Origin of the sequence: Secundilactobacillus paracollinoides DSM 15502 = JCM 11969 (genome assembly GCF_001311135.1) — a bacterium.
GTDB lineage: Bacteria > Bacillota > Bacilli > Lactobacillales > Lactobacillaceae > Secundilactobacillus > Secundilactobacillus paracollinoides.
The window spans coordinates 22,263-46,557 of sequence record NZ_BBAG01000023.1; the positions used below are offsets into that span (position 1 = coordinate 22,263).

27 protein-coding genes and 3 pseudogenes are annotated in these 24,295 nt (G+C 50.1%); 6 read left to right on the forward strand and 24 right to left on the reverse strand.

Annotation, left to right across the window (positions count from 1 at the left end; translation table 11 throughout):
• The first annotated feature begins 241 nt into the window (after positions 1 to 241).
• Complete coding sequence (locus JCM11969_RS08860) at positions 242 to 454, forward strand: helix-turn-helix domain-containing protein (RefSeq protein ID WP_054710597.1); 213 nt, start codon at positions 242 to 244, stop codon at positions 452 to 454.
• Between the two features lie 9 nt (positions 455 to 463).
• Complete coding sequence (locus tag JCM11969_RS08865) at positions 464 to 982, forward strand: IclR family transcriptional regulator domain-containing protein (RefSeq protein ID WP_082409242.1); 519 nt, start codon at positions 464 to 466, stop codon at positions 980 to 982.
• Between the two features lie 70 nt (positions 983 to 1,052).
• On the opposite strand, the gene JCM11969_RS08870 is transcribed toward JCM11969_RS08865, so the two are convergent.
• From JCM11969_RS08870 to JCM11969_RS08880, 3 genes are all read right to left on the reverse strand, one after another.
• Complete coding sequence (locus JCM11969_RS08870) at positions 1,053 to 1,856, reverse strand: MFS transporter (protein ID WP_054710601.1); 804 nt, start codon at positions 1,854 to 1,856, stop codon at positions 1,053 to 1,055.
• The gene (locus JCM11969_RS18940; protein ID WP_225353202.1) at positions 1,823 to 2,230 is read right to left on the reverse strand and encodes an MFS transporter; all 408 of its coding nucleotides are present in this window, start codon (positions 2,228 to 2,230) and stop codon (positions 1,823 to 1,825) included. Before JCM11969_RS18940 ends, JCM11969_RS08870 begins: the two co-directional genes overlap by 34 nt.
• 138 nt (positions 2,231 to 2,368) lie before the next feature.
• On the reverse strand, positions 2,369 to 3,724 hold the full coding sequence (locus tag JCM11969_RS08880; RefSeq protein WP_054710606.1) for an MFS transporter: 1,356 nt from the start codon (positions 3,722 to 3,724) through the stop codon (positions 2,369 to 2,371).
• A gap of 191 nt (positions 3,725 to 3,915) precedes the next feature.
• Here JCM11969_RS08880 and JCM11969_RS08885 point away from each other — a divergent pair, with 191 nt between their 5' ends.
• A complete protein-coding gene (locus tag JCM11969_RS08885; RefSeq protein ID WP_054710608.1) occupies positions 3,916 to 4,158 on the forward strand; it encodes a MarR family transcriptional regulator in 243 nt (80 codons plus the stop codon).
• 842 nt (positions 4,159 to 5,000) lie between these two features.
• On the opposite strand, the gene JCM11969_RS08890 is transcribed toward JCM11969_RS08885, so the two are convergent.
• The 3 genes and pseudogenes from JCM11969_RS08890 to JCM11969_RS08900 form a co-directional block, all read right to left on the reverse strand.
• Positions 5,001 to 5,204 (reverse strand): hypothetical protein, encoded by a 204-nt coding sequence (locus JCM11969_RS08890; RefSeq protein WP_054710610.1) that lies wholly within the window; start codon positions 5,202 to 5,204, stop codon positions 5,001 to 5,003.
• A 4-nt stretch (positions 5,205 to 5,208) separates the two neighbouring features.
• A pseudogene (locus JCM11969_RS20705) lies at positions 5,209 to 6,370 on the reverse strand (MDR family MFS transporter).
• Between the two features lie 99 nt (positions 6,371 to 6,469).
• Entirely contained in the window at positions 6,470 to 7,495 is a 1,026-nt protein-coding gene (locus JCM11969_RS08900; protein WP_054710641.1) for a zinc-binding alcohol dehydrogenase family protein, read from the reverse strand.
• Positions 7,496 to 7,690: 195 nt separating this feature from the next.
• On the opposite strand from JCM11969_RS08900, the gene JCM11969_RS08905 reads away from it, so the two are divergent.
• Both JCM11969_RS08905 and JCM11969_RS08910 read left to right on the forward strand, forming a co-directional pair.
• Positions 7,691 to 8,029: a hypothetical protein gene (locus JCM11969_RS08905; RefSeq protein ID WP_054710612.1), complete on the forward strand. Its 339-nt coding sequence runs from the start codon at positions 7,691 to 7,693 to the stop codon at positions 8,027 to 8,029.
• Between the two features lie 12 nt (positions 8,030 to 8,041).
• Positions 8,042 to 8,869 carry an SPFH domain-containing protein gene (locus tag JCM11969_RS08910; protein ID WP_054710614.1) on the forward strand — a complete coding sequence of 276 codons (828 nt, stop codon included), beginning with the start codon at positions 8,042 to 8,044 and terminating at the stop codon, positions 8,867 to 8,869.
• Positions 8,870 to 9,638: 769 nt separating this feature from the next.
• Here the strand turns inward: JCM11969_RS08910 and JCM11969_RS08915 are convergent.
• The 18 genes and pseudogenes from JCM11969_RS08915 to JCM11969_RS08980 all read right to left on the reverse strand — a co-directional run bounded on the left by JCM11969_RS08915 (position 9,639) and on the right by JCM11969_RS08980 (position 23,296).
• A complete protein-coding gene (locus tag JCM11969_RS08915) occupies positions 9,639 to 10,436 on the reverse strand; it encodes an Ig-like domain-containing protein (RefSeq protein ID WP_054710616.1) in 798 nt (265 codons plus the stop codon).
• 635 nt (positions 10,437 to 11,071) lie between these two features.
• On the reverse strand, positions 11,072 to 11,326 hold the full coding sequence (locus tag JCM11969_RS08920) for a hypothetical protein (RefSeq protein ID WP_054710618.1): 255 nt from the start codon (positions 11,324 to 11,326) through the stop codon (positions 11,072 to 11,074).
• A gap of 1 nt (position 11,327) precedes the next feature.
• Positions 11,328 to 11,858, reverse strand: a complete 531-nt coding sequence (locus JCM11969_RS08925; RefSeq protein WP_054710620.1) for a shikimate kinase — start codon at positions 11,856 to 11,858, stop codon at positions 11,328 to 11,330.
• A gap of 3 nt (positions 11,859 to 11,861) precedes the next feature.
• On the reverse strand, positions 11,862 to 12,728 hold the full coding sequence (locus tag JCM11969_RS08930) for a prephenate dehydrogenase (RefSeq protein WP_054710622.1): 867 nt from the start codon (positions 12,726 to 12,728) through the stop codon (positions 11,862 to 11,864).
• Between the two features lie 4 nt (positions 12,729 to 12,732).
• A pseudogene (aroA, locus tag JCM11969_RS08935) lies at positions 12,733 to 14,027 on the reverse strand (3-phosphoshikimate 1-carboxyvinyltransferase).
• Positions 14,028 to 14,546: 519 nt separating this feature from the next.
• Positions 14,547 to 15,713, reverse strand: a complete 1,167-nt coding sequence (gene aroC, locus JCM11969_RS08940) for a chorismate synthase (RefSeq protein WP_054710624.1) — start codon at positions 15,711 to 15,713, stop codon at positions 14,547 to 14,549.
• 20 nt (positions 15,714 to 15,733) lie between these two features.
• Positions 15,734 to 16,873: an MFS transporter gene (locus JCM11969_RS08945; RefSeq protein WP_439709736.1), complete on the reverse strand. Its 1,140-nt coding sequence runs from the start codon at positions 16,871 to 16,873 to the stop codon at positions 15,734 to 15,736.
• Between the two features lie 29 nt (positions 16,874 to 16,902).
• Positions 16,903 to 17,241, reverse strand: coding sequence for an MFS transporter (locus JCM11969_RS20710; RefSeq protein ID WP_439709737.1), 339 nt, complete (start codon positions 17,239 to 17,241; stop codon positions 16,903 to 16,905).
• 960 nt (positions 17,242 to 18,201) lie between these two features.
• On the reverse strand, positions 18,202 to 18,543 hold the full coding sequence (locus tag JCM11969_RS19855) for a dihydropteroate synthase (RefSeq protein WP_263850042.1): 342 nt from the start codon (positions 18,541 to 18,543) through the stop codon (positions 18,202 to 18,204).
• The gene (locus tag JCM11969_RS19860) at positions 18,441 to 18,815 is read right to left on the reverse strand and encodes a dihydropteroate synthase (protein ID WP_263850040.1); all 375 of its coding nucleotides are present in this window, start codon (positions 18,813 to 18,815) and stop codon (positions 18,441 to 18,443) included. Before JCM11969_RS19860 ends, JCM11969_RS19855 begins: the two co-directional genes overlap by 103 nt.
• Before the next feature lie 8 nt (positions 18,816 to 18,823).
• On the reverse strand, positions 18,824 to 19,150 hold the full coding sequence (locus JCM11969_RS19865) for a dihydropteroate synthase (protein ID WP_263850041.1): 327 nt from the start codon (positions 19,148 to 19,150) through the stop codon (positions 18,824 to 18,826).
• A gap of 189 nt (positions 19,151 to 19,339) precedes the next feature.
• Positions 19,340 to 19,939: a non-canonical purine NTP pyrophosphatase gene (locus JCM11969_RS08955; protein ID WP_054710626.1), complete on the reverse strand. Its 600-nt coding sequence runs from the start codon at positions 19,937 to 19,939 to the stop codon at positions 19,340 to 19,342.
• Positions 19,932 to 20,480, reverse strand: coding sequence for a glutamate ligase domain-containing protein (locus JCM11969_RS18955; RefSeq protein ID WP_225353205.1), 549 nt, complete (start codon positions 20,478 to 20,480; stop codon positions 19,932 to 19,934). Before JCM11969_RS18955 ends, JCM11969_RS08955 begins: the two co-directional genes overlap by 8 nt.
• 32 nt (positions 20,481 to 20,512) lie before the next feature.
• Positions 20,513 to 21,256: a bifunctional folylpolyglutamate synthase/dihydrofolate synthase gene (locus tag JCM11969_RS18960; protein ID WP_225353206.1), complete on the reverse strand. Its 744-nt coding sequence runs from the start codon at positions 21,254 to 21,256 to the stop codon at positions 20,513 to 20,515.
• Between the two features lie 6 nt (positions 21,257 to 21,262).
• Positions 21,263 to 21,832 carry a GTP cyclohydrolase I FolE gene (folE, locus tag JCM11969_RS08965; RefSeq protein WP_054710628.1) on the reverse strand — a complete coding sequence of 190 codons (570 nt, stop codon included), beginning with the start codon at positions 21,830 to 21,832 and terminating at the stop codon, positions 21,263 to 21,265.
• Positions 21,825 to 22,328, reverse strand: a complete 504-nt coding sequence (gene folK, locus JCM11969_RS08970) for a 2-amino-4-hydroxy-6-hydroxymethyldihydropteridine diphosphokinase (RefSeq protein ID WP_054710630.1) — start codon at positions 22,326 to 22,328, stop codon at positions 21,825 to 21,827. Before folK ends, folE begins: the two co-directional genes overlap by 8 nt.
• Positions 22,325 to 22,732, reverse strand: coding sequence for a dihydroneopterin aldolase (folB, locus tag JCM11969_RS08975; protein WP_082409244.1), 408 nt, complete (start codon positions 22,730 to 22,732; stop codon positions 22,325 to 22,327). Before folB ends, folK begins: the two co-directional genes overlap by 4 nt.
• A gap of 72 nt (positions 22,733 to 22,804) precedes the next feature.
• Positions 22,805 to 23,296: a hypothetical protein gene (locus JCM11969_RS08980; protein WP_156319318.1), complete on the reverse strand. Its 492-nt coding sequence runs from the start codon at positions 23,294 to 23,296 to the stop codon at positions 22,805 to 22,807.
• A 156-nt stretch (positions 23,297 to 23,452) separates the two neighbouring features.
• On the opposite strand from JCM11969_RS08980, the pseudogene JCM11969_RS08985 reads away from it, so the two are divergent.
• Positions 23,453 to 23,955, forward strand: a pseudogene (locus JCM11969_RS08985) (phosphatidylglycerophosphatase A family protein).
• Positions 23,956 to 24,295 lie beyond the last annotated feature (340 nt).

Sequence of the window (24,295 nt, forward strand, 5' to 3'; positions counted from 1 at the left end):
TTGCAGGCAGAGGGCTCCTGTGTAAGCAACTCTGGCAAAAATACTATTGTTTTTTCCGCTTAATTTACCTTATTTGTATCGCGCTTTCTCGGTTATATTGCCGAAACGTGTTCCGCAGGGCAAGGGGCTAACGTGTAAGGGACTCTGGCAGAAATGCCAAGTTCAGGCATTTCTGCCAGAGTCCCTTACACACCGCCCCTTAACCGCCCTGCTCCACACTCTACTTTGGAGGACTCCCCACATGACCAAACCCATTCAATCCGTTGAGCGGGCCACCAGGATCTTGGATTATCTGGCGGACCGGCCGGAAACTAAAATTAGTGAACTTAGTGATCATTTAGGCATCTCTAAGACCACGTTGTTCGGCATTGCTGAAACGCTCTGTCAGACTGATATGCTGTATAAAAACCCACTTTCAAGCGGCTATTCAATTGGTTCAAAATTCATTCGTTAAGCTAAACCACTGTCTAACGACAAGCTCACGCGGGTGCTTAAACCTTACCTGCAGGTCGTTTGCAACGAGTTTGGCGAAGACATCTACTTAGCTATTCTTCAGGACCAGCACGTCCACTACATCGCTAAAATTCAGGCTGATCTGACGCAACATAAACAGGTGCCGACATCCACCGACGACTTTCTGTACAATACCGCCGCCGGGAAGATTCTCCTTAGCAGCTTTTTACCTGCCGAACTCTCGGTATACCTGGATCAACTGCACGAATCCAACAAACTTTCTGTCAGTCAGGTTCATGACCTCAATCGTGACCTGACCAAAACGCGCCAGGACAACTTGTCATACGATCTCGGCGGCCAATCCCCAGACATCAACTGTGTGGCTGTGGGCATTCGGAATTACCGGCACGATATTCTTGCCAGCATGGCCGTTTTGATGCAACGCAACGAAGATATTTCCGAACGCACGGCAGCGATTGCTGAACGGATGCAGGATATATCGACTGAGTTAGAAAAGCGTCTCATTTAACGCATTACCCTTAATTTCAAAATAAAAAAGCGCTCATCCAGCAAAGATGAACGCTTTTTTATTTTGCGTTTTAATCCTCATAGTTCACAGTCCGATGCATCACAAACGCAAAGCTGACAAGGAGTATGACCAGGAGCAGTACATAGAGCGCAACCGCACTTCTAAACAACCACGTGTAGGAAGTTGCTTCAATGATTATCCCGCCAATCAACGGTCCAACTGCCCGTCCAGCAGAAATCAATGCTTTGAGCATCCCCTGATACTTTCCTTTTCGTGACCCATCACTGAGTTGATTAACTAACGCCGGAATAGCTGGAAACATGGTCGACTCGCCAATCGTCAGTAAAATCATGGCGCTCACAAACTCAGCGTACTGGTGGGCAAAGGAGAGCACGATGAAGGATAGGATAAACATGACCATCCCAAAGGTAATCTGCATCCGTTCGGTGATCCAATGGCTCGGCAACAAGTTCAAGCCCATCTGAATCAGCACGATGCCCGCGGCATTGATCGTCCATAAAATACTGTATTGTGAAAGCGCAAACCCCAAGTGCGTCATGTAAACAGAGACGTTTGACACCCACTGCTGGTACATGACCCAGATCGTAAACAGCGTCAAAAAACCGATGTAGACCATGATCCGGTTGGCTCGCGGATACGCGGAAGGTTGCGCCACATTCTGCGCAGTCTCAAGGTGACTGGTCGTTTGACGATTGACGGGCTGAAAGGTCAGCTGCAAAATGATCAAGAAAATGACGAACAGCACGGCGGCCACCGCGAACAATAAGGCCACGTTGATATCGTACAGAAAGCCAACCATGGAACTGCCGATGACCACACCTAAATTTTGAAAGAGGTAGAGGGTGTTAAACACGCGTTTGGACGCCGTACTATGAATGCTTGTACCAATGGCGTTGATCTGCGCTTGAATCCACCCAGCCAGAAAGCCTCGATGGCTAACCACACGGGAAAGATTGGCCAACCGTGCCAGAGTGTCAGGCCAACCATGACGCCCAGCAAAATGATAGCGGCGCCCCGCAGCAACTTAAATGGGTTATGGCCATCGTAGAGCACGCCGCTCAACGTACTGCCAGCAACGCCCGTCAGCGAGTTCACTAACAGTACGACCCCAATAACCGTCAGCGATTGATGTAATTGATTATGCAGATACACACTGGTCAGCGGCCACACAAAACTCATTCCTAAATTATTGATCATGGCCGCCACGGCAAGCCAGCGTAATTTCATTTCCGACATCGTTTTCTCCTCGATCTTTTAGATAGCGAACCTTTAATTATAGCTACCCGTTAGACCGAGTGCAACCCAAATCGTGTGACGCGCTTTGCCGCTTGATCAGATTGCGCGCCAACGAAATGCCAACCGCAACTAAAACCAGGCGCTGCCCAACCAGTAGATCCACTGTTGCCCAGTGAGATACGCAGCCGCGTGGGCGCCGGTGAAGTTGGTGATATGAGCGTTAGTCAGATGACTCATGAAAACAAACAGTAGCGATGTCGCTAAGGCGTTTCCCAGCACCATCCCAAGGTTGCGCGCCAACGCGTTAACGCTGCCAGCAATCCCTAACTGGTTGCTTGGGACAGCGCCCATGATCATCGCGTTATTTGGCGACTGGAAAATGGCGTTGCCAAGACCAAGAAGGCCAATAAAACTACAGTAGCTGACGAGCATCGTTTGCAGTGTCACGTGGGCAAACAACACCTGTGTCACCAGAATGATGCCGAGTCCCACCACGGAAATTTTCAGCGCGCCAAACCGGTCTGACAGCCGGCCAGAAATCGGTGCAATGATCACCTGCACCAACGGGAGCGCCATCATCATATAACCGGCAATGTTCGGGCCAAGATGCCGCGCATTTTCCAGATAAAATGGTGTCAGCACCATGTAAAAGTTATTAGCGATAAAAATAAGAATGGCGGTGCCAACGCCGACCGAAAAGTGAAATGACTTAAAAATGCTAAGGTCAATCGATGGCGTGCTGGTGTGCCGTTCATAGCCAACAAAGCCCACAATAGCCAGCAGGGCGGCCACGAGGAATACAAGCAACGCCGCGTTTGCGTAGCCAAATTGCCGGCCGCCATACAGGTAGGTGAACACGCCAATGATGCCAACGCTAACCAGAATGGTGCCAAGACCATCAAACTGAGTGACTTGCATCGTTTTATTTCTGGGCAACACAATCAAGCCGAGAATCACCATCGCGACACCGATCGGCACGTTGATCCAAAAAATAGCCTCCCAGGGAAAACTGTTGAGAATCACGCCACCGACACCGGGCCCGGCAATCATGCCAAGCGCCACAAACGACCCGATCCAGCCAAGTGCCTGGCCGCGTTCCCCAGTCGAAAAGGTTTCAGTAATGATGCCGTTATTGGTGCTCATCGTCATCGCTGCGCCAACCGCCTGAATGGCCCGAGCAGTTAGCAGCATGCCAAACGCAGTACTAATGCCGCAAAGCAGTGATCCTAATGTGAACACCACCATCCCGATTTTAAATATTTTGATTTTACCTACTGAATCCCCCAGCTTGCCAAACGGCAGCAAACACACGCAGATGACAACAAGGTAAACGGAAATCAGCAGTTCCGATAAACTCATGGTAATGTGCAGCGACCGGTTGATCACCGGCAGTGCGACATTAACGATGCTAGCGTCCAGGTCACTCATGAACGTGATGACGCCCACGCAAATGAGCACCCACCACCGTTTTGAATTTTGTGCCAAATTAAAGCCTTCTTTTTACATTCATTTGAATACGTGTAGTATTATAGACATTAATAACATAAAGTCAAATATCTATTCACGTGAATAAAAAGAAAAGAGACGAAATTCATGATACAACCACATGCAAAAACGCTCGTCCAACAGGTCGGCCGACTATTAGACCACGACACGACTTACGATAATGAAAAAATATGGATGATCGCCCAATCAAAAAACGACCCTGGCCTGCAGCAAGCCATCAAGGGCTCAGCACCGCAGACATTCACGTCATCGCCCGGATTACGCAAAGTGACCAGGTCCGCATTAAATCCCTACCAGAACTGACCAAGCTTTCTCAACCGACCATTTCACGGACGATCACGAAGCTTGAGCAACGCAACCTCCTCGAAAAATACCGCACGGTGAAAAACGATAAGGGGATTCTGGTTCGCTGACGCCAACTGGCAAAGCCATCGCAACAATTCACAGCCAACTCGATGCAGAAATCGAACGCCAAGTTGCCGAACTATTAGCGCCCTATCCACAAGAAGAGATTACCGATTTCATCACGCTCATTGGCAAGCTAGCAGCCATAGACGTGCCTTACCAGAATTAATCGGCAATAAAAACGCCTGAACGCTATGGACGCGTTAGACGTTTTTGGGTTTTGGCTAAGCATGCCGCTTCGTTGCGCCGGTCGGCCCTGCACGTAGAAGTGGGTCGCTACAACGTGCAATGCCGACCGGCTCCACTACGCTACATAGTGTTAATAATCAACACCCAATGAGACTGCATCATAGTATTGTCCTGTAGCCTATTAATTGGTCGCGGTTACTTGCTTTAACACTGTACAAAGCATTGCTAACAATGAGCTTAGCAGCAGTCGAGGGCGGATTCTCTGCAAACTCGGGTTAACGCTATTGTGATGCTTCACCAGTGTAAAAAGGGAGCTCATAGTGAGTGGAATGCAGCAATTTGGCACGGAGCAGTGGTGTCGACATCAGTTAGCGACCGTTCTTGGGTCGGTTACTGATGTGCGAGTCGATGGAGATCCATTCGAGAGCTGCGCAGCAGAAATCGAATTAGCTTCATCGCGAGCCACTACAGCTCCGTGCCAAATTGCGGAATGCAACGGACTTATAACCTAAATATAAAAAGTGCTACCGTTGTTTATTATCCCCATAAAGAAACCGATAATAATGCCCAGCGCGATTAAAACTCGCGCGGACAAGTTTGGCTGCTTTTCGAGGATCCTTAGCGACCAGCATATCCTCATTGCTTTTAAGTAGGACACTGGTCATGGCTTCGTTGATGACAAATTCGGTTGATACGGTGTGAAATCGTATGCGCGGCCTAGCACCCGTTTGAGTTCCTGCAGAAAGCGTAACTTAAACTGCCGCTTACCCTGTGAATCGCCCCAGTCGCCATGAAATTGGAATCTGTGGTGCCAGACTTGGCCAATAAGTTTATGCATCGCTAGTTCACGCTTTTCTGGTGTCATTGTCTCACCTTCCGACTTGTAAATACCGCCCCATCAGCAAGAACAAGGCCACCGCAATCGCGAGTGTCGCTGTCAAAAATAAGGACTGGTAACTGAACTCGTCGATCATAATACCCCCAAACAAGGGGCCGACTGCCGACCTAGCGAAATCGCAACGTTGTACATGCCCTGATACTTACCCTTGCGCCCATTAACGGCCAGGGCGTCGATCCAGGCTGGCATGCCGGGGAACCCGATCATTTCACCAATTGTCAGCACCACCATGACAATGATGAACATGTAGTACTGACTGGTAAAGATCAGCAGGAAAAACGACGCTGCAAAAATAAACACACCGATGCCGATCTGAACCGGCAACTTTAAATTCTGGAACAGCCGGTTAACGAACGGCTGGCCAATAACGATCATAAACCCGTTTAGTGTCCATAATAAACTGTAGTTTCTAAACGGAATCCCAAGGTTGGTCATGTGAACTGAGATCACACTTTCCCAAAGTGCGTAACTGGCGTATATCGCAAAGACCATCAGGCACATCAGCAAAATGAGTTGCAGGCGGTGCGGTGCCACGTGGTCAGCCGTTTTCTCAGCTGGTTTCATGGCGTCCACATCCATCCGAAAGGCCGTTGCCATGATGATAAAGAGCGCCACGTAACAGACCGTTGTCACTGCAAACACCACAGTGACGCCAAGATCCAGCAGGTATCCAACGAGTAACGTTCCGATCACCACCCAACGTTGAGGGCAATGTATAGGACGTTGAACACCTGTCGCGTTTTATGGTGCGTAATGGTCGCGGCAAATGAGTTATCGATGGTCAGGCTGATACCGTCGCCAAACCCAACAATGACCAGCAGAATACCAAAAACCGGCCAGCTGTGAAAGAAGATCAGCAGCACCATGGCAATCAACGACATTCCGGCACCCACAAGTCCCGCCTTATAGGGTGACCAGCGATCGAACAGGATTCCGCCGACGTAGTTGCCGACCATCATCATCAGTGACATTACCAACAACGTCGTCCCGGCAGTCGTCAGCGATTTATGCAGCATTTTATTCATATAAATGGTGGTGAGCGGCCACATAAAAGCCGCTCCGGTATTCAACAGTAACGTCGCCCAGAAAACGGCTGCGAGACTGATTTGTTTCTTTTTGGCAAATAGTGACATTGGTTTCTCCCCTTATCGCATGTCGTGCTCAGGGCACACGGAATCAGCGGTCTGGCCTACTGACCGCCCTCATCCGTTCACTGTAACACGCGTGTTCAATTAAACGGTGCCGTTAAACGGCCCGCTCACCACCAGTTTGCCAAGCGTATGTTCGGCTTCAACTAACTGGTGGGCCTTGCGTAAATTGGCAGCGTTGATGCCCGTATCGATGTTGGTCGTTAACGTGGATTCAAGCACGTCTTGATCCAGCAGCCGACTAGCGAGTTGCAGGATCTTCCCCTGCGTGTGGACCCGATAATTAGCATCCGATTTAGCAAACATGTACTCCCAATCAAAACTAGCGGCCTTATTTTTAATCAGATATAACGGCAGATCAACAGTGCTGCCGACGATCGACCCAATGTGACCAAACGGTTTTACGAGGTCACTGGCCACTTCAAAATAGGCTTCTGGTGCGTACAGGATCGCAATCGCGTCCAGTTGCTGATACCCCAGGTAATGGATCTGTTCCAGGAGATCGTCGTGGTAGTCCAGCGGGTGGTCCACCCCGTGGGGTTTTAACCATTCGAAATTAGCCGGACTGCTGGTAGCCAAAACCGTCAGACCAGCCCAGTGGGCAAGCTGGCTCAATACCGAGCCAACACCACCGCTGCCGTTGATAATCAATAGCGTTTTATTTTGGTTTTGATTGCCTTTAGGAACGAAATGCATTTTTTCAAAAAGAAGTTCGTAAGCCGTCAGCGTTGTGAGTGGCATGGCAGCGGCTTCGGCGTCACTCAACGACTTGGGTGCCGTGCTGGCCAATCGCTCATCCACCAGTTGAAATTCCTCGTCGGAGCCGGCTACCTGGGTACTGCCAGCATAGTATAGCCGGTCCCCCACCTTGAATTTTTCAACGTCCGGGCCGATTTCAGCAACCGTGCCAACCGCATCATAGCCGAGGATCTTCGGTGCTGTTTCCGCCGTGACCGTGGTGCGCAATTTCGTATCAACGGGATTGACCGACACAGCCTTAACAGCGACCAGTACCTGCCGCCCTGTTGGCGTTGGTTTGTCCAGAGAAAGGTCAACTAAGGACTGCTCATCCGTAATATCAAGCGCTGTTTTTGCGCCAATTGCTTTCATTTTTGCCATATCGATTGCCTCCGTATTTTGTCTGTTAGCCCCATTGTACCTTAGTTAACGCTAATGGCGCCACCGTTGACTTGCAGGAATCGGCCTGGCCAGCGTGAATCTTGATAGTTTCGTAACTTGACGGCGTCGCGCGAGTCACGGATAATCAGTGTAGATCGTAGCGCAACACGCATAGGAGTGGTGACAATGACAACGCAGGACCATTTGGGAAACGATATTGAGCTGAACTTAACATTAGACGCGCAGCTGTACAGCCGCCTGACCGCCATCGCGGCGGATAAGGGACTGCCACTAAACGCCTATATTGTTAGTGTTTTAGAACAGGTTAAGGTCTCAGAGACGTTTGAAAAACGGCAGGTGATCGGCCAGCAAGTTACTGGTCGCGCCCTCGCTGCAGACGATCTCGTTTCAGTAGCCGGCATCTACTACCGGTATCAGCTGGCAGATCAACGACCCGTCGATCCATCGGCCAAATACGTTGTCATCGCCGCCAACGGCAACAGTTTGACGCTACGGCAATTATAGGGGGAAAACCACATGCCATTAGGACTCAAGATCGTACCGCAAAATAACCAGGGACTTGTTGAAACGCTGGGTAAATACAGCCACAGCGTTAACTCAGGCCTGCACTTCTACATTCCATTTTTCCAGAAGATTCGCCGTGTCAGCCTGGCCATGGAACCGCTGGCACTGCCGAACTACTCGATCATTACCAAGGATAACGCTGATGTGTCGGCAAGTCTGACGCTGAACTTCCATATTACGGACGCTGTGAAATACCAGTATGAAAACACCGACTCCATCGAATCAATGGCGCAGTTGGTTCGTGGTCATTTACGGGATATTATTGGGCGGATGGACCTGAACGAAGCGTTGGGATCAACTGCCAAGATCAACCAGGAATTGACGTTAGCCATCGGTGATCTGACCAACACGTACGGCGTCAACGTTGACCGGATCAACATTGACGAACTGACCCCATCTCAATCCATTCAGGAAGCCATGGACAAGCAACTGACTGCCGACCGGGAACGGATCGCCGCCATCGCCAAGGCTGAAGGGGAAGCCAAGTCCATCGAACTGACAACGAAGGCCAAGAACGACGCCTTAATGGCCACCGCAAAAGCGGAAGCCGATGCCACCAAGACTCGCGCCGATGCTGAACGCTACCGGATCGACACCGTCCAAGCCGGTCTTTCAAACGCCGATGACAAATACTTCCAAAACCAGTCCATCAACGCCTTCTCAGAACTCGCTACCTCACCAGCCAACCTCGTTGTTGTCCCATCTGACAGCGCTGCTGACTATGGGAAGTTGCCAGTTGTTGGACAGCTTTTGGGTAAGGGCGCTGATAAGAACGCTTAATGGATTTGCATTAGGAGTCCGTTGCGCTCCGTAGAACGGATTCTGGGTGCTGTGGTGGTTCGTGAGGAAGCTAATTTTCGTCACCGAAAAAATGGATCTCCCTCGCTCACATGGCTCTAAGCAGCCGAAAAATCATCGTCTGCTAAGTGCCATCGACACCACTGCACCGAGTCCGTTCTACTCCGCGCAACTCACATTCCTGACAGTTATTAAACGACTTAAGTATCAAACTACAGTTAACCCAAGTTCGCGAATTATCCGCCCTCGACTGCTAACAACGCCACGGTCAGTAACGCTGGCCGTTTCAGTTTGGATGACTGGCTTGCCCAGCCTCAGCCAACGTTTCGTTACCTCGGTGAGAGCAGGGCATCGAATGGATTCTCAATCTGTAACCTCCAGCGTCCCCTGACAATTGTCGAATTAGCAGTCGAGGGCGGATAATCTGCAAACTGGCTTTGACTGCGTTGATGATGCTTAGCTTGGTGTAAAAAGCAATCTGACTGTTAGTGGAATGGAGCGATTTGGCACGGAGTCATGGTGTCGACATCAGTTAGCGACCGTTCTTGGGTCGGTTACTGATGTGCGAGTCGATGGAGATCCATTCAGATGGCGCACAGCGACAGCTGAATTAGCTTCATCGCGAGCCACGATGACGGAGTGCCAAACCGCGCAATGCAACGGAGATACCCATCAAGCTTTCAAATTCAAAAAATTAAAAACGCCCAAGCCATTTCTGGTTTGGACGTTTTTTAGTGGCATGAATGCCGCATTATTTTTGTAAGGTGTAAGTGTAGTTTGCTGCAGGGGCCTTACCAACTGAAGCCTTGATGACTTGGTTCTTGCTGTTAACAATGACGAACTTGTTCTTAGCAGTAAACCGCATGTAGAAGGATGACTTGCTGCCCGTCTTAGGGGTAACATTGATCTTCCAGAAGGTTGGTGTCTTAGTAGTGACACTGTAAGTAGCGTACTTCACTGGGTAAGCAGTCTTCTTGCCGTAAGTCACCTTTTCAGTTAAACCGGTCTTTTGGCTGAAGGTGTATTGAATAGCCCAACCCTTGTAAGTGGCGCTCTTCCAAGTACCTGTAGGGGTAGAGATCTTGAAGCTAGCAGCTGAGCTCGTTGACTTGCTTGAGCTTGATGAGCTGGTGCTAGTGGTCTTACTTGAAGTAGAGGATGACGTTGTGCTGGACTTCGTTGAAGCAGCCTTAACCGTCATGATCCGGTAGAAGTAACGACCAGTCTTGTTGTTGTGGGCGTATACGTAGAGCTTAGTACCCGTCTTTTCAGTTGATGGTAACTTAACGCTGTAAGCACCAGTTGAAGATGAGGCAGTACCCTTAGCAATGGTCTTGTTCTTAGCATTGCGGATAACAACGGCAACACCCTTAGTGGCCTTACCAGTAACCTTGGTTGAGTTGTTGTAGATCGTGTTCACTGAGATGGTAGGACTCGTTGAAGTCGTAGCAGCATTAGCAGTTGTTTGTGAGGTGTATGATGCGGCACCCAAACCCATTAACCCAAACGCTGCAACCAAACTGGCAGTAACGACAGCCATTTTTTTCATTACTTAATCGCTCCTTTAATTTAAATGCCCAGTGGTCTGACCCACTAAACTAATTTCCGTTTGTTAGTGTAACGCTTTATGCTTTCAAAACCAAGGGTATTTTCAAAACTTTTACAAGTTTTTAACGCATTTTAAGAACTCGTTCGTTTTACATGTCAAAAATTAAGTTTAAGATACAAAACATTATTATTAAATATGTCCTTTATTTATCAAAATCATGTGAGTTTTCGCTTCCCCACAAATCGCTACCGGTGAAAGAAATTATTGATTGTTACCGTCAATTTTGAAAATAGATAACGTCGCTACACAGGTTCACAAGCCGAATGCAACAAGCAGTCGAGCGCGGATAATCTACAAACTCGTGTTGAATCTATTATGATGTTTAACCGACCTTTATAGTCAGCACACTGTTAGTGGAACGCAGCAATTTGGCACGGAGCTGTGGTGTCGATGTCACTTGATGGCCGTTCTTTGGCCATTTAGTGACATGCGAGACGACTGAGATCCACTCGAGAGCCACGCAGTGGAAATCGAGTTAGCTCAGTCGCGAGCCACCACACGGAGTGCCAAATTGCGGAGTGCAACGGACTATCACGACCATCTCCAAAATAAAAAAGGCCCCTCAAAAAGAGACCTCACGATTTAGGTTTCAATTCCAGTTCGAACGCCCCACCGTTGACTTCAAAGGGGTGGGAAATGAGTTGACCGGGATCGAAATAGACTTCAGTTTTATGATAAACTTTCCCGCGTTTGTCCAGCAGGTCCAAATGAACACCGTACTGGGTCGCTTCAAAAGGGTTGCGGGTAACAACGTAGGAGAGGCTGGTGCCATCGGCGTAACGCTGTTTAATCGCCTTGTTGAGCACCAGTGGCAACGTGATGTGTTCCATGTTAGCTAATGTCGGCTTGGTCGTCTAATTCAAATTGGTGAAATCGACGAATGGCGGCAACGACCTCTTCTGGTGTCAGGTTGTCCGTTTCAATTTCAACGTCACTCACGTTATGGTAGCGCGAGTCGCGTTGGGCCTTCAAACCAGCTAACCCGTCGAGCCCTAATTTTTTAACGAGTGGTCGAACGTTGTCGCCCGCTAACCGTGCCATGATGGTTTCTGGTTTGACATTTAACAAGATAACGGGCACATCACTCTCCTTGAGCAGCTCAAAGTTGGCCGCTTGAACCGGCGTGCCGCCACCCGTGGACAAGATGCCCTCGGTGTTGTTCAGTGCGTCTTCCAAAACTTCGTGTTCCATGCGGCGAAAGGCAAACTCACCGTCTTCGTCAAAAATATCTTGGATCGACTTGCCAGCGTGTTGGATCACGAGATCGTCCAAATCGCTCTGGGTCGTATGTAGCTGTTCTGCTAAAAGTTGGCCGACAGTGGTTTTGCCGCTGCCCATGAATCCTACTAGAATTGCTTTCATAAGTTACCCCTCCTCAGTGGTGTGGTCAAGGTGTTGGCGCGTGCGTTGCGCCTGGTCAAAAAAGTCGTGGATCGTCGTTTTATCTCCCGCTGCAATGGCGGCTTTGATCGTGGTTAAGTTAGTGATATAGGCATCTAATTGTGACGTGATGGCTTCGGTATTGCTCAGCATGATAGCGGTCCACATGGTGGGGTCGGACGCGGCGATGCGCGTGGTGGATTTAAATCCGCCAGCAGCTGCTTTCAGCCCAACAGGATCGTTTTTTAATTCATCTGCCGCCGTGTTGATCAGCGTAGCTGCCAGTACGTGCGGCACGTGGCTGATCTGGCTGACTAAACGGTCGTGTTCGTCAGCGTCAATAGTGACCCAGCGTAACTGTGCCGGGGCGAGGAGCCGTTGAAACAATTGTCGCTGTTCCAGCCGCTGCGTGCCGTTGACGATAAAGTAGACCGCACCATCAAACAAGTTGGCCCGACCAGCGCGACCCCCAGTTTCGTGGGAGCCCGCCATCGGGTGCCCGCCCATGAACGCAATCCCCTTATCCTGGACGAGTTTAGCAGCCGCCATGACCTGGCGTTTTGTGCTGCCGACATCCGTGACTAGTACCGATGACTTAAGTGATAAGGTTGCCAGTTCTGCAAGTTGTGTCGTGATAACGGAAACGGGTCCAGCTAGAATGATGACATCTGCTTGAACGCTGCCTTCAGCAAACGTTGTGCAGTCATCGATCACGCCCTGGGCCAGCAGAAACTGGCTGGTGTCGTCGTTCGGGTCGGCACCTAACACTGTCACGTCAGTGTCGCCCTGTTTAATAATGCGGGCCAAGGAACTGCCAATCAGTCCCAAGCCGCTGATAAATACCGTCGTCATCGCGTCACTCCTTTGGTAACAATGTGTCTAGGTCGTCGAAAAATTCAGGGTAGGAAATGCGGACACTGTCGGCACCGGCCAGTTCAAGTGGTTGGTCCACCAGTAAGCCAGCAACACCAAGCACCATCCGATTCGGTGGTCATCGTGGGCGCCTAACTGTGTGTCTGTGACGTGCCAAGGGGTTCGACCATCGATTACAAAACCGTCCGGCAGTTCTTCAATGTTGATGCCCAATTTCTTGAATTCCTGAACGATGGCGGCAATGCGGTCTGTTTCCTTGACCCGAAGTTCTTCGGCGCCGGTGATCCGGCTGACGCCATCCGCCTTAGCTGCCAGTAAGGCGACTAACGGCAGTTCATCGATCACAGCAGGAATCTCTGCCGCACCAATAGTGATGGGGTGCAGGTCAGCCGTTTCAATGGTCAGGTCGCCGATTGGTTCACCGTCCGTTGGTTCCGCATCAATGGTGACCTTGCCGCCCATCCGTTGCAGAATGTCCAACAGCCCAGTCCGTGTCTTGTTTAACCCAACGTCTTTGAGGGTGATCTTAGAGTTTGGTACCAGGCTCGCTGCAACCATAAAAAACGCTGCGGATGACATGTCGCCGGGCACCGTCATGGTTTGGCCAGTCAGATGTGGTTGCGGCTGAACGGTAATGGTGACGCCATCAGTAGCGGTGGTGATATCCCCGCCAAACTGCGTCAGCATCCGTTCCGTGTGGTCTCGCGTTGGTAGCTGTTCGACAAACGTGCTTGGCTGATCAGCCTGTAACGCAGCCAGGATCAGTGCACTTTTAACCTGCGCGCTGGCAACTTGCAGCTGGTAAGTCACACTGTGAAGCTGACTGCCGGTGATGGTCATTGGCAAATGGCCGTCAGTGGTTGCAATCTGCGCGCCCATCTCACCAAGCGGCACACTGACCCGTTTCATGGGCCGTTTTGACAGGGAAGCGTCACCAATCAAAGTACTGGTAAACGACCGTCCTGCTAACAGGCCAGAAATTAGTCGGGTAGTCGTCCCCGAGTTGCCCATATCTAGCGGTTGTGCGCTGGCTTGCAGGCCGTGCAGACCCACACCATGAATGGTCACTTCCTGATCATCACGTTCGATCTGCACGCCCAGTTGCTGGAACGCCGCTAACGTTGATAAACAGTCAGCTGATGTGAGAAAGTGCGACAGGTGCGTCGTTCCTTCGCTAATGGCACCGAGCATGATGCCCCGATGAGAAATACTCTTGTCGCCTGGCACCACGAGGGTCCCGTGTAAGCCAGCGCTTGGTTTTCCGTTCAGTGTTTTCAATCTGGTGCCTCCAATGAATTTAATTACTAGATTTTTTTCATGAGTTTAATTATTGCTTTAACTGCCGCTGCGTTGCGGACTAGTCAACATCTCACAGCACCGCAACATAGTGTTACGCTTCAAAAGTGGTATTTAGTTGGTAACACAGAGTGAAGCAACATCCGAAGCATTGCTATCAATGGGCTTCCCAGCAGTCGAGGGCGGATTCTCTACAAACCGTCTTTGACTGTGTTTCGATACTTAACTAGAAAACAAAGTTAGCTCACTCTGAGTGGAATGGAGTCATTTGGCACGGAACCGTGGTGTCGATATCAGTTAGCGACCGTTCTTTGGTCGGTTACTGATATGCGAGTCGAATGAGATCCACTCGAGAGCTGCGCAGCAGAAATCGAGTTAGCTCATTCGCGAGCCACAACGATGGAGTGCCAAATGACGCAATGCAACGGACTATTAAATCTATCTCAAACAAGTATTAATAGGTAAGATACCCCATCACCACTCGTTTGAACACCAATCTGCCTAGAAGTTTTTCAGTTCTTCGCGGTAGTCAGCAAGTTGTTTCTTCAAACGATCCATATTGCTACCATCAAACGTGTCGGTGATGGCTTTAGCGAGTTCGATAGCAACGACGCTTTCAATCACGATTGAAGCCGGCACAATGGCTGTGGTGTCCGAGCGTTCAACGTTGGCTTTCTTAACTTCTTTGGTTTCAACATCAACGGACTGTAACGGCTTGTACAGCGTTGGAATTGGCTTCATTGCTGTCTTGATAATGATTGGCATCCCGTTGGTCATCCCGCCTTCAAAGCCACCAAGGTGGTCGGATTCGCGGTCAAATCCATCGCCATCGTGCCAGTCGATCTCATCCATGACGTCGCTGCCGAAACTCGTCGCAGCGGTGAACCCATCACCGATTTCAACCCCCTTCATGGCGTTGACGCCAACGACGGCGGCGGCTAGCTTCGCATCAAGCTTCGTATCCCAGCTGATGTAACTGCCTAAGCCAGCAGGCACGTTGGTGGCAACCACCCGGATAATGCCGCCAAGGGTGTCGCCATCCTTCTTCGTCTTATCAATGAGGTCGTGAATTTCTTCAACCTTATCTGGTTCAACGATTCGTAAGTCGTTTGCTAAAATGGTATTTTCAATATCGGCCACGTTTAATGGGGATTGATCATCCGCCTTCACTGGCCCGATCTGTTGCACGTACCCGACAAGCTTGATGCCAAGTTGTTCAAGGAACTGCTTGCAGACCGCCCCGATTGCGACACGGATCGTAGTTTCACGAGCGGATGAGCGTTCCAGCACGTTTCGCAGGTCGCGGTGGCCGTACTTCATCCCGCCAACAAGGTCAGCGTGACCAGGACGTGGCCGTTCAACCTTTCGGACAGAGTTAGCAGCCGTTTCGCCAGCAATCGGATCCATGATCTCTGACCAGTGCGCGTGATCCCGGTTGTTGACGACTAGCGCAATTGGCGATCCTAACGTGATCTTATGGCGAACGCCGCCAACAATGGTGACTTCATCGTGTTCAATCTTTTGCCGATTACCACGACCGTAGCCGCCTTGACGGGCTGCCAATTGGGCGTTAATGCCATCGATATCTAGCGTCAGGCCAGCGGGTAAGCCTTCAATTATACCGGTCAGCTGTGGGCCGTGTGATTCTCCTGCAGTTAAGTAGTTCATAGTTGTGTGATCCCTTTCCGTTACTTATTTGTCAATTGGCTAGAAGCAGGCAACGGTTTGTCGTGCTTGACCGTGTCCTTGTCCTTCAGTGCCTTTTCAGTCGTCAATTTTGCTTGGTACTCACGCGAGTTACGTATGATGTGCGTGTAAATGTCTTGCATGTAGGCGCGCGTTTCCGGGTTTGGATCGTTTTCAGCGACGCGTTTGAGCACTTGGTCTTCGCGACCGTGATCCATTACCGGCAAATTTGTAGCACGCTTGGCCTCATTGACCATGGTGACAGCATCGAAGCGTTTTGCCAAGAGTTTAACGATATCTTTGTCCAAATGATTGATCTGCTTGCGGGCAGTTGCCAGTGACGCTTGCCGGCCAACGGTCATTGCAACCAGTAAAACGACAATGGTGCCGAGGATCCCAACGATGATGTCGGCGTCCATGGCGCGGGCGATGCTTTGTTTAGAAAGCCAACCGGTGACAACGGGCACGGTAAATGTGGCGATACTGCCAAACGTGAAGTAGGTCCCGGTAACCAGCCCCTTGTGTTTCGGGTAGATCCGCAAGAAGATGTTTAAGGCCACCTGCATCATACCGCCAGCGGCTGTGAAGCCAAAGACGAAGCAGACTGCGGCGGACAACCATTGAATCGATGTTGTACATAGAATAATCAGGGCAACGAGTGACAACGCGTTGTTGATCACCAGCAGACCCGTTTCAGAAACTTGCCGGCGCAGGAGTGCGAAAGTCACGATAACGCCAGAGATAGAACCGATACTGTAAAGTGAAAGCAGGCCGTGGCCAACCAGCGCGCTGTAGTTGAGCTCGTTGGTGGCAAACATCGTGATCCACTGGGTAAACAGGATCATGATGGCCATGCTGGTGTACCCGTAAATGGACAACGCTGCGGTGGCGATCCATTTCTTAGGCCGTGATAACTGTTCCTGGGTCAACTCAGCGGCTTCATCAACTTGATTCCGTTTCGGGAAGGTCACTCGATTTAATAAGAAGAAGTTAGCAGCTAAAATCACAGCAGCGACCATGAAGGACCAGCCAAACCACATTTTCTCAGTATCAAGCGTTGCAACCAGCAGTGGCAGGATGAATTCTCCCACTGACATGAAGGCCTTGATGAAGACGTTTGAAGCACTGGATTTGCCGCCCATTTCAACGAAGGTCGGGTACGTTCCAGAATCTAGCGCTGAGTTGGCGATCCCAGCATAATGGCAAACAGGTAAGCCAACTGAATGTTCTTCACGAATGGCATGCCCAGGAAGAAAATCAGGTAGGAGAAAACGCCAACGTAGATCAGAAACTTACGGCCAAACCGGTCTGAGAGGTAGCCAAACACGAAGTAGGCAAGCAGCCGGCCAATGCCGATACCGGAAACCACGTAGGATACCGTAGCAATCGGAACCCCCCAAAAGTGCCCGAGTGACTGCATATTTTGTGTAAGGATGATCAGCCCAAACCCGTGAACCAAGTAGTTCAGGTAGAGGCATATTGATAAGATACGTTTCTGAGAATTTGACATTTCCGCTCACTCCTTGTTTTTGGTAAAGAAAAAACCAGCTAGATGATATCCTAGCTGGTTAGTGTTTTATCCGTAAACGGAATAAATGACTAGTACCGGCTAGAACTTCACGTCTAGCTGGCTCGACAAATTGACGGCTTAGCTTTAGACGCGAACGCGTGGTTAGGCGTCCGCTTCTTGCTGCGGACGCTAACTAAAGTAGTAGCCGTAATAATACGCATTAACTTTGGTCAAAGTCTTTGTCATCATCATTCGTTCCCTTCTAGTAAATGTTGTTTACATTAAAACATATTAATCATAGTGCGTCAATACTAATTGTATTTTAATTTTAAGAGTGTGAAAGGATGCAAGTAGCACGTTTCGGAAATGTAATTCAAAAAACAGATGCCGCTCCGTTGCGCCGGTCGGCTCTGCAGGCTGTAGTGGGTCACTCCGGAGCTATTGAATTTCTTGTCAGAAATTCAAGGATCTCCTCCGTCTCCCGTGTTTGTAGGCGAGGACGGAACCCTCGCCTACAAACACCGACACTACTGCCTGCAATGCCGACCGGCTCCACTCCGCTACATTGTGGACTAGGGTAACATTGATGATTATTGTGCCATAGCAGACCCACACTACTAGTTAAATGCTGTTACTAACAAGTGGCACTGTGCCACGTTGAATGAAGCATTGCTATCAATGGGCTTACCAGCGGTCAAGTGCGGATTCTCTACAAACCGTCTTTGACTGTTTTTCGATATTTATCTAGCGTGAAAGTGAGCTCACAGTCAGTGGAATGCAGCAATTTGGCACGGAGTCGTGGTGTCGACATCAGTTAGCGACCGTTCTTTGGTCGGTTACTGATGTGCGAGACGATGAAGATCCATTCGAGTGGCGCACAGCGACAATCGAATTAGCTTCATCGCGAGCCACTACGACTCCGTGCCAAATTGCAGAATGCAACGAAAGAAGAGCACTATCCTAAGCTAACCAGTGCCCCTTCTCAATCTCATTCAAAAACGTAATCATCTGCCGCGTCTCTTCAACGTCATGAACGCGGATGATCCGGCCGCCCTTCAGCATCATTTCGGTTTCAGTGATGAGGGTCATTGGCAGCCGGTCGTCCTTTTCCAGGCCCAGCAGCTGCTTGTAGAAGCCCTTCCGTGACACGGCGACCATCATTGGCCGGTTGAGGTCGTTGAACTGGTCAACGTTGCGCATCATGACGAAATCCTGCTTGCTGTCAGGCAGTTTGGAGTAACCGATACCTTGATCCAAAGCGATGCGGTCAAAGGCCACTCCAGCATCCGTAATGGCTTTAATGTTGTCTTCAAAAAAGGTATGCATTTCTTCTGACAGGTTTGTAAAGTCGTTCCCGCGCCATTTAACATGGTGAGTAAACCAACCCGCTGCTGAGCTAAATAGGGCAGTTTTTCCGGATCATCCGTAAAGCTGTTCACATCGTTGATCACGTCAACACCAGCATCAATAGCGGCCTTCATCACGGGCAGTTTGTAAGTGTCGATACCAACGGCCATGTCTGGGTAAAGCTGTTTGATCTGTTTGATGTACGGAATCGTGCGTTCAATCTCCACTTCCGGCGTCACTTCAGTGTAGCAGGTCGGGTCGTTTGACCGTTTACCTCAATGAGGTCGGCACCCGCTTCGACCATTTCGGCAATGTGGGCACTAACGGCTTCTTCAGTCGTGTAGCGGCCGCCATCGTAAAAGGAGTCTGGCGTGATGTTCATGATGGCGTAGATCATGGGCTTTTCGCGCAGTTCAAATTGAAAATCATTGGCCTGCCAGCCAAGTTCATAACTTGCCAGCACGTTGGTCAGCTGCTTATCGGCTTCCTGTTCACCGGGGAACCACGTTAGCCAGTTGTCACTCAGCTGCTTGGTTGCTTCGTAGGTGAGCAGCGTGGTCACCGTCGTCCCCTTGTGGGTAACAGAAGCATCAAATTGGCGTAGCGACGCTCTAAAACGGCTGTCTGAGCACTGGTCACGTCACTGAATTGAAGTTGGATCAGCGTTTGCGTTTGGGCCAGTTTGAACAGCGCTTGGCTGGCAAAGTCGCCTGGGTACCTAATTCTTTGGTAAGGTCATGAAGTTGCATGGTCATTTTCCTTCTCTCTTTTGTAATGCCTGGGCAAGCTGTCTGGCAGCCTGGCCGCGGTGCGTGAGTGGCAACCGAACATCGTCAGTCAGCTCGGCTAAGGTTTGATGCCTAGCCGTGAGTTCAAATAATTTATCAAAACCTGATGAATACATCCCGCGTTCAGCTAGAGCAATCACCCCGTCAACTGAGCCGTTCGCCATGACCGGTTCTTTGTCAGGGAAAACGGCACAGAGCGTGCAGGTCATCGTGGCGGTACGCTCATTTTCTGGCGCATCGGTCAACGCCAGTAGCAACGTTTCGTTAGCGCTGTGCTGCGCATCCTGCTGGAGGTACCGCTTCGTTGTGACGCCTAGTTTGTCGCCAAGGTAGGGCACTTCAATGCCGCTATCATCCGCAATCACCGGTTCGCCGGTAACCTGGGCGAGAAACTGGGCTTTCAACCGGGCATTGTCCGCGTAACTGGCGGTGGTTTCAACGGGAAAGGTCAGCGGTGACCAGTCATCCGTGTAAGGTTTAGCAGTGATGCCTACCAGGTTAAGGCAGGCGATTAGGTCAGCCGTTTTATAGCGATTATTAGACGCAATCAACCAGTCAGTCATCTAGGGCCACCCCCATTTCAACGAGTTCGCGAACCACGTAAAAGGAGCCACTGACAACTATTGGCCCGTTTATTTTGGCTTGGTGAACTGTCTGCCAAGCAGTTGGCATATCCGGCATCACGCGAACGGAAACAGTTGGATACAAGGCGGCAATATCAGCTGCTAATTGTTGCGCCGGTAACGCCCGTTGCGGGTTGTCAGGTGTTACGGTATAGATTGCCCTTGCAGTAGGCAACAAACTAGTCAGCATAGACGCCACAGCCTTATCTGCCAGCACACCGAGAATCCACGTCACATCAGGTTTCGAATCAATTGCTCGAATACTATTGACCAGCCCAGTCATCCCGTCAGGATTGTGGGCGACATCTGCGTATACGAGTGGCGTTTCAGATAATCGGGTGAAACGGCCGGGCAAATGCACTGCCAATAAACCATCTTTAACCGACTTATCTGAAAGTCCTACGTGCTGCTGACGCAAGACCGCAATGGCGGTCAGAACCAGCGTTAAATTTTGATACTGAAACGTCCCAGTAACGTTCACTTGCAATGCTGGCCAATTAAAGACGTCACTGGTCAGCGTTGCTGAAGATTTACTAAGCCCGTTTTGGCATCAGTTACGGTTGTCTGAGGTGCGATCAGTTTCACGCCCTGTCGATCAGCCTCCGCCTGCAAGACCTGCATCGCTGCTTCATCCTGCGAGGCCAGCGTCACGACAGTCGTGCCCGGCTTAATGATCTTTGACTTTTGTGTTGCGATTTTGGTGATCGTATCGCCTAAAATGGCCATGTGATCTAATGCAATTTTGGTAAAGATCGTGAGTTGCGGCGCACTAATGGCGTTCGTCGCATCCGTCAACCCGCCTAACCCAGCTTCCAAGATGGCATAATCCACTCGTTCATTTTTAAACCAGATCAGGGTCACTAAAAACTGCCATTCAAAGATTGAAATGCCGTCCAGTGGAATCCCCATTCGGGTCACGACGGGTTTGATCTCCTCATAGCTGTCGATAAACGCCGCTTCACTGATCCACTCGTGGTTGAGCTGAATCTGTTCGCGATCGTTTAAAATGGCGGGACTGCTGAAACGACCCACCCGGTACCCCTGCTGTTCAAGGACGGCGCCCAACATGGCCCCCGTCGAACCCTTACCATTCGTCCCCGCAATGTGGATGATGTGGTAGGTCTGGTCGGGATGCCCAAGTGCAGCCACGATTTTCTTCAACAGCGGCACCCGGTTAGCATCGCCAACGAGCCGTGCCTGGTTAAACTGGTCGATCAGCTGCGTGTATAACTCATGAATTTCCGATTCTGTCGCCATGTGTGATCACCCGTTAATGCGTTGCAGAAATTCCTGTTTGAGCGCAGTATCCGTCTTGAACGTACCCGTGTAGTAACTGGATTCTGTTTGACTGCCGGTCTTTTCCACGCCGCGCATTTCCATACACATGTGACGGGCGGAAATCGAAACGGCAACCCCTTTAGGATCCAGTATCCGGGTTAGCTCCTTGGCAATGTTGACCGTCAGCCGTTCCTGAACGTTGGGCCGTTTAGCGCAGTAGTCGATCAGGCGTGGAATCTTGCTAAGTCCCATGACCCGATTGTGGTCTGGCACGTAGGCAACGTGCACCGTGCCAAAGAAAGGCAGCAGGTGGTGTTCACACATGGAATAGAACGGAATGTCCTTGATAAGCACCATTTCGGTCGTTTCTTCGACTGGAAACAGCTTATAGTTATCAAAAGCCGGCGCATTTAATGATGAAAAAATTTCGCCATAACTGCGCGCAACTCGCGCTGGCGTTTCTACTAATCCTGGGCGGTCCGGGTCCTCACCAACGGCTTCCAAGATCATCCGTACCGCCTTTTCAATCTTTTCCTGATTTGTCTTATCAATCATAAGCTATCGTCACACCTTCTAATTTTCGTATCCAACTCTCATCTGTCTTTTGAGCCAAGGCCTGCGCCACCCGTTGTGCCGTGGCAGTGTCGTCACCAGCGATTTCCTGAATCGGCAGCAACACAAAGTTGCGTTCAGCGGCGTGGGGGTGCGGGACCGTGAGATCGACAGTATGTATGTCACGGTCGCCCCAATAAATAATATCAAGATCCACGGTGCGCGGTCCCCAGTGAACGAGCCGTTGACGATGCAGCGACTGTTCGATGTCGTGCAGGACCGTCAACAGCGAGTCGGGGTCTAAACGAGTTGTCAGTGCCACTGCAATGTTGTAGAAGTTGGCCTGATCCCGCTTGCCCCACGGTTCGGTTTCGTAGACCGATGATACCGCGGTCACCGTAATATCTGGCTGGCCAGCTAAGCGCTGCACTGCGGCGTTGAGATTCGCCAGCTGATCACCCATATTTGACCCAATACTCAAATAAACCTGTTCCGTCATTTTTCATCACCCGAGGCAAGACTGCCTAATACCTGATTATTAACGACCTGATCGCCGGCGACCTCAATCTCAACGTCATCAAAAATACCCGGCATCGGCACGCTGTATTTACGAATCTTCAAGTTCACGTGCGTCGTTGTTGGATAATCCGTCAAAATTTTTTTCAACAGTTCATTGGCCAGCGACTCGATCAGCTTGTACGAGTGCGTGTTCACGAAGGTGTCGATGGTCTCGCGCACATCCGCGTAACTGATCGTTTCGTTCAGCTCATCATGCTGAACGCGCGCTTCGATCGGGTAGGTCAACGCCACGTCAATGGCGAGCTGCTGACCGTTGCGCCGTTCTTCCGGCAACACCCCGTTAAAGGTGTGAAAGCGTAAGTTATGAATTCGAATAACACCCAATGTTGATCCTCTTCTCTCATTAATTAGTACGGTCATTTTACCATGGTTACTTACCTAAGTTTAGTAACTACCTTATGAATAGTTTGACAAGCGGTTGATCGTTGCTTCATCCGTTAGCAGTGCCTGACGTGCCGTCGTGTACTGCTGAAGCGGAACCTTCAACGACTCATGGTGGCGACTCGCGCGGTCCACGTCCTGAGCAACCGTTACCAGCTCATCACAATCGTAGACAGCGGCTGTTCCGACCGTAATATTGTGGCCACGATAATCCTCAAAGTAATCGATCACGGCTTCACGCTCGTGGCTATAGTCATCCAGGTCATCGCCTAGACTTGCTGGCACCTGACTGTGATTGCTGGCATCGGCCACCAGCTGGTCGGTCGTTTGCATCGTTTTATTGAAGTTCGGCAACACCCATTGGCGCAACTTAATGCCATCAATATCACCGTGGGGGCGCTGTTGATGCTCATTTTGCTGATTAGCTGCGCCTGATGTATGCGGCGCATGACAGCCCGTTAAACTCAGCATTAATAGCGCAGCCACCAGCCAGTTTCCTCTTCTCATTCTCATTGCCCCTGCGTTCTCTAGTGGTAAATCTTAGCCTTAATGATACCAGATTTAATGCGGTATCGTTGGGAATTCATGGCTAAATTATTAAAAGCCCATGCCATTTTTCATAAATCATTGGTACACTGTTTATTAAAAGAAGGGATGATGAGTTTGAATAACAAAAACTTTAAGTACCCAGACACCGCCGCCTACAAATTCATGGTGGATTATTTTGAATCAAAAGCCATTCATATTGAAGACATTGCTGACATCACCTATTCGATGCAGCTGAAATACGAGCCGGAACTGACCCGGCCAGAAGCCGTCGACGCCGTGATCGACGTGCTCCACAAACGGGAAGTTATGAACAACGCCATGGTCGGCATCGCGCTGGACCAACTGGCAACGACCCGCCAGCTCCCAGAACCGCTGCAGTCCATCGTGGAAAACGACTCAGGCGTGTTCGGCGTCGATGAACTCCTAGCAGAAGGTGGTATCTCAGGGATATACGGCAAGATCGCTTCAACCAACTTCGGCTACCTGGACCGCGAAAAACAAGGCATCCTGAAGGAATTAGATACGGTTAAAGACGAAGGCGTCAATACGTTCCTGGATGACATCATGCTGCGGTGGCTGCGGCGGCAGGGGCTAAGATTGCGCATAAGTATGCGTAGAGTGCGGAAGGAGGCGTTTAAGGGGCGGAGCATAAGCCAACTCTGGCAGAAAATCCCGTTCCTGGATTTTTTGCCAGAGTTGGCTTATGCAGTAGCCCCTTGCCTCCTGGAGCACGTTTCAGCTATATGAGGGCAGCGAGCCTGCCCCAGAAAATTTTCCAAACATAAACCAACAAACCATAAACTCCCACAAGTGTACCAACACTAGCCTAAGATATATAAGTCTTATTTCTTAACGTGTATGATAGGGAATACCTATAACCGTACAAAAACAAGCGTCACCGGAAATGGTATCCAGGTGACGCTTGTTTTTTTGCGGCTATTTAATTTTTAAATCGAA

Excerpts from the sequence above, each read along its gene's own strand:
- JCM11969_RS08860 (WP_054710597.1), top strand. The coding sequence starts at position 242 with ATGACCAAACCCATTCAATCCGTTGAGCGGGCCACCAGGATCTTGGAT.
- JCM11969_RS18940 (WP_225353202.1), bottom strand. The coding sequence starts at position 2,230 with ATGAAATTACGCTGGCTTGCCGTGGCGGCCATGATCAATAATTTAGGA.
- JCM11969_RS08885 (WP_054710608.1), top strand. The coding sequence starts at position 3,916 with ATGGATGATCGCCCAATCAAAAAACGACCCTGGCCTGCAGCAAGCCAT.
- JCM11969_RS08890 (WP_054710610.1), bottom strand. The coding sequence starts at position 5,204 with ATGACACCAGAAAAGCGTGAACTAGCGATGCATAAACTTATTGGCCAA.
- JCM11969_RS08900 (WP_054710641.1), bottom strand. The coding sequence starts at position 7,495 with ATGAAAGCAATTGGCGCAAAAACAGCGCTTGATATTACGGATGAGCAG.
- JCM11969_RS08905 (WP_054710612.1), top strand. The coding sequence starts at position 7,691 with ATGACAACGCAGGACCATTTGGGAAACGATATTGAGCTGAACTTAACA.
- JCM11969_RS08910 (WP_054710614.1), top strand. The coding sequence starts at position 8,042 with ATGCCATTAGGACTCAAGATCGTACCGCAAAATAACCAGGGACTTGTT.
- JCM11969_RS08915 (WP_054710616.1), bottom strand. The coding sequence starts at position 10,436 with ATGAAAAAAATGGCTGTCGTTACTGCCAGTTTGGTTGCAGCGTTTGGG.
- JCM11969_RS08920 (WP_054710618.1), bottom strand. The coding sequence starts at position 11,326 with ATGGAACACATCACGTTGCCACTGGTGCTCAACAAGGCGATTAAACAG.
- JCM11969_RS08925 (WP_054710620.1), bottom strand. The coding sequence starts at position 11,858 with ATGAAAGCAATTCTAGTAGGATTCATGGGCAGCGGCAAAACCACTGTC.
- JCM11969_RS08930 (WP_054710622.1), bottom strand. The coding sequence starts at position 12,728 with ATGACGACGGTATTTATCAGCGGCTTGGGACTGATTGGCAGTTCCTTG.
- aroC (WP_054710624.1), bottom strand. The coding sequence starts at position 15,713 with ATGAACTACTTAACTGCAGGAGAATCACACGGCCCACAGCTGACCGGT.
- JCM11969_RS08945 (WP_439709736.1), bottom strand. The coding sequence starts at position 16,873 with ATGGGCGGCAAATCCAGTGCTTCAAACGTCTTCATCAAGGCCTTCATG.
- JCM11969_RS20710 (WP_439709737.1), bottom strand. The coding sequence starts at position 17,241 with ATGTCAAATTCTCAGAAACGTATCTTATCAATATGCCTCTACCTGAAC.
- JCM11969_RS08955 (WP_054710626.1), bottom strand. The coding sequence starts at position 19,939 with ATGACTGACTGGTTGATTGCGTCTAATAATCGCTATAAAACGGCTGAC.
- JCM11969_RS18960 (WP_225353206.1), bottom strand. The coding sequence starts at position 21,256 with ATGGCGACAGAATCGGAAATTCATGAGTTATACACGCAGCTGATCGAC.
- folE (WP_054710628.1), bottom strand. The coding sequence starts at position 21,832 with ATGATTGATAAGACAAATCAGGAAAAGATTGAAAAGGCGGTACGGATG.
- folK (WP_054710630.1), bottom strand. The coding sequence starts at position 22,328 with ATGACGGAACAGGTTTATTTGAGTATTGGGTCAAATATGGGTGATCAG.
- JCM11969_RS08980 (WP_156319318.1), bottom strand. The coding sequence starts at position 23,296 with ATGAGAAGAGGAAACTGGCTGGTGGCTGCGCTATTAATGCTGAGTTTA.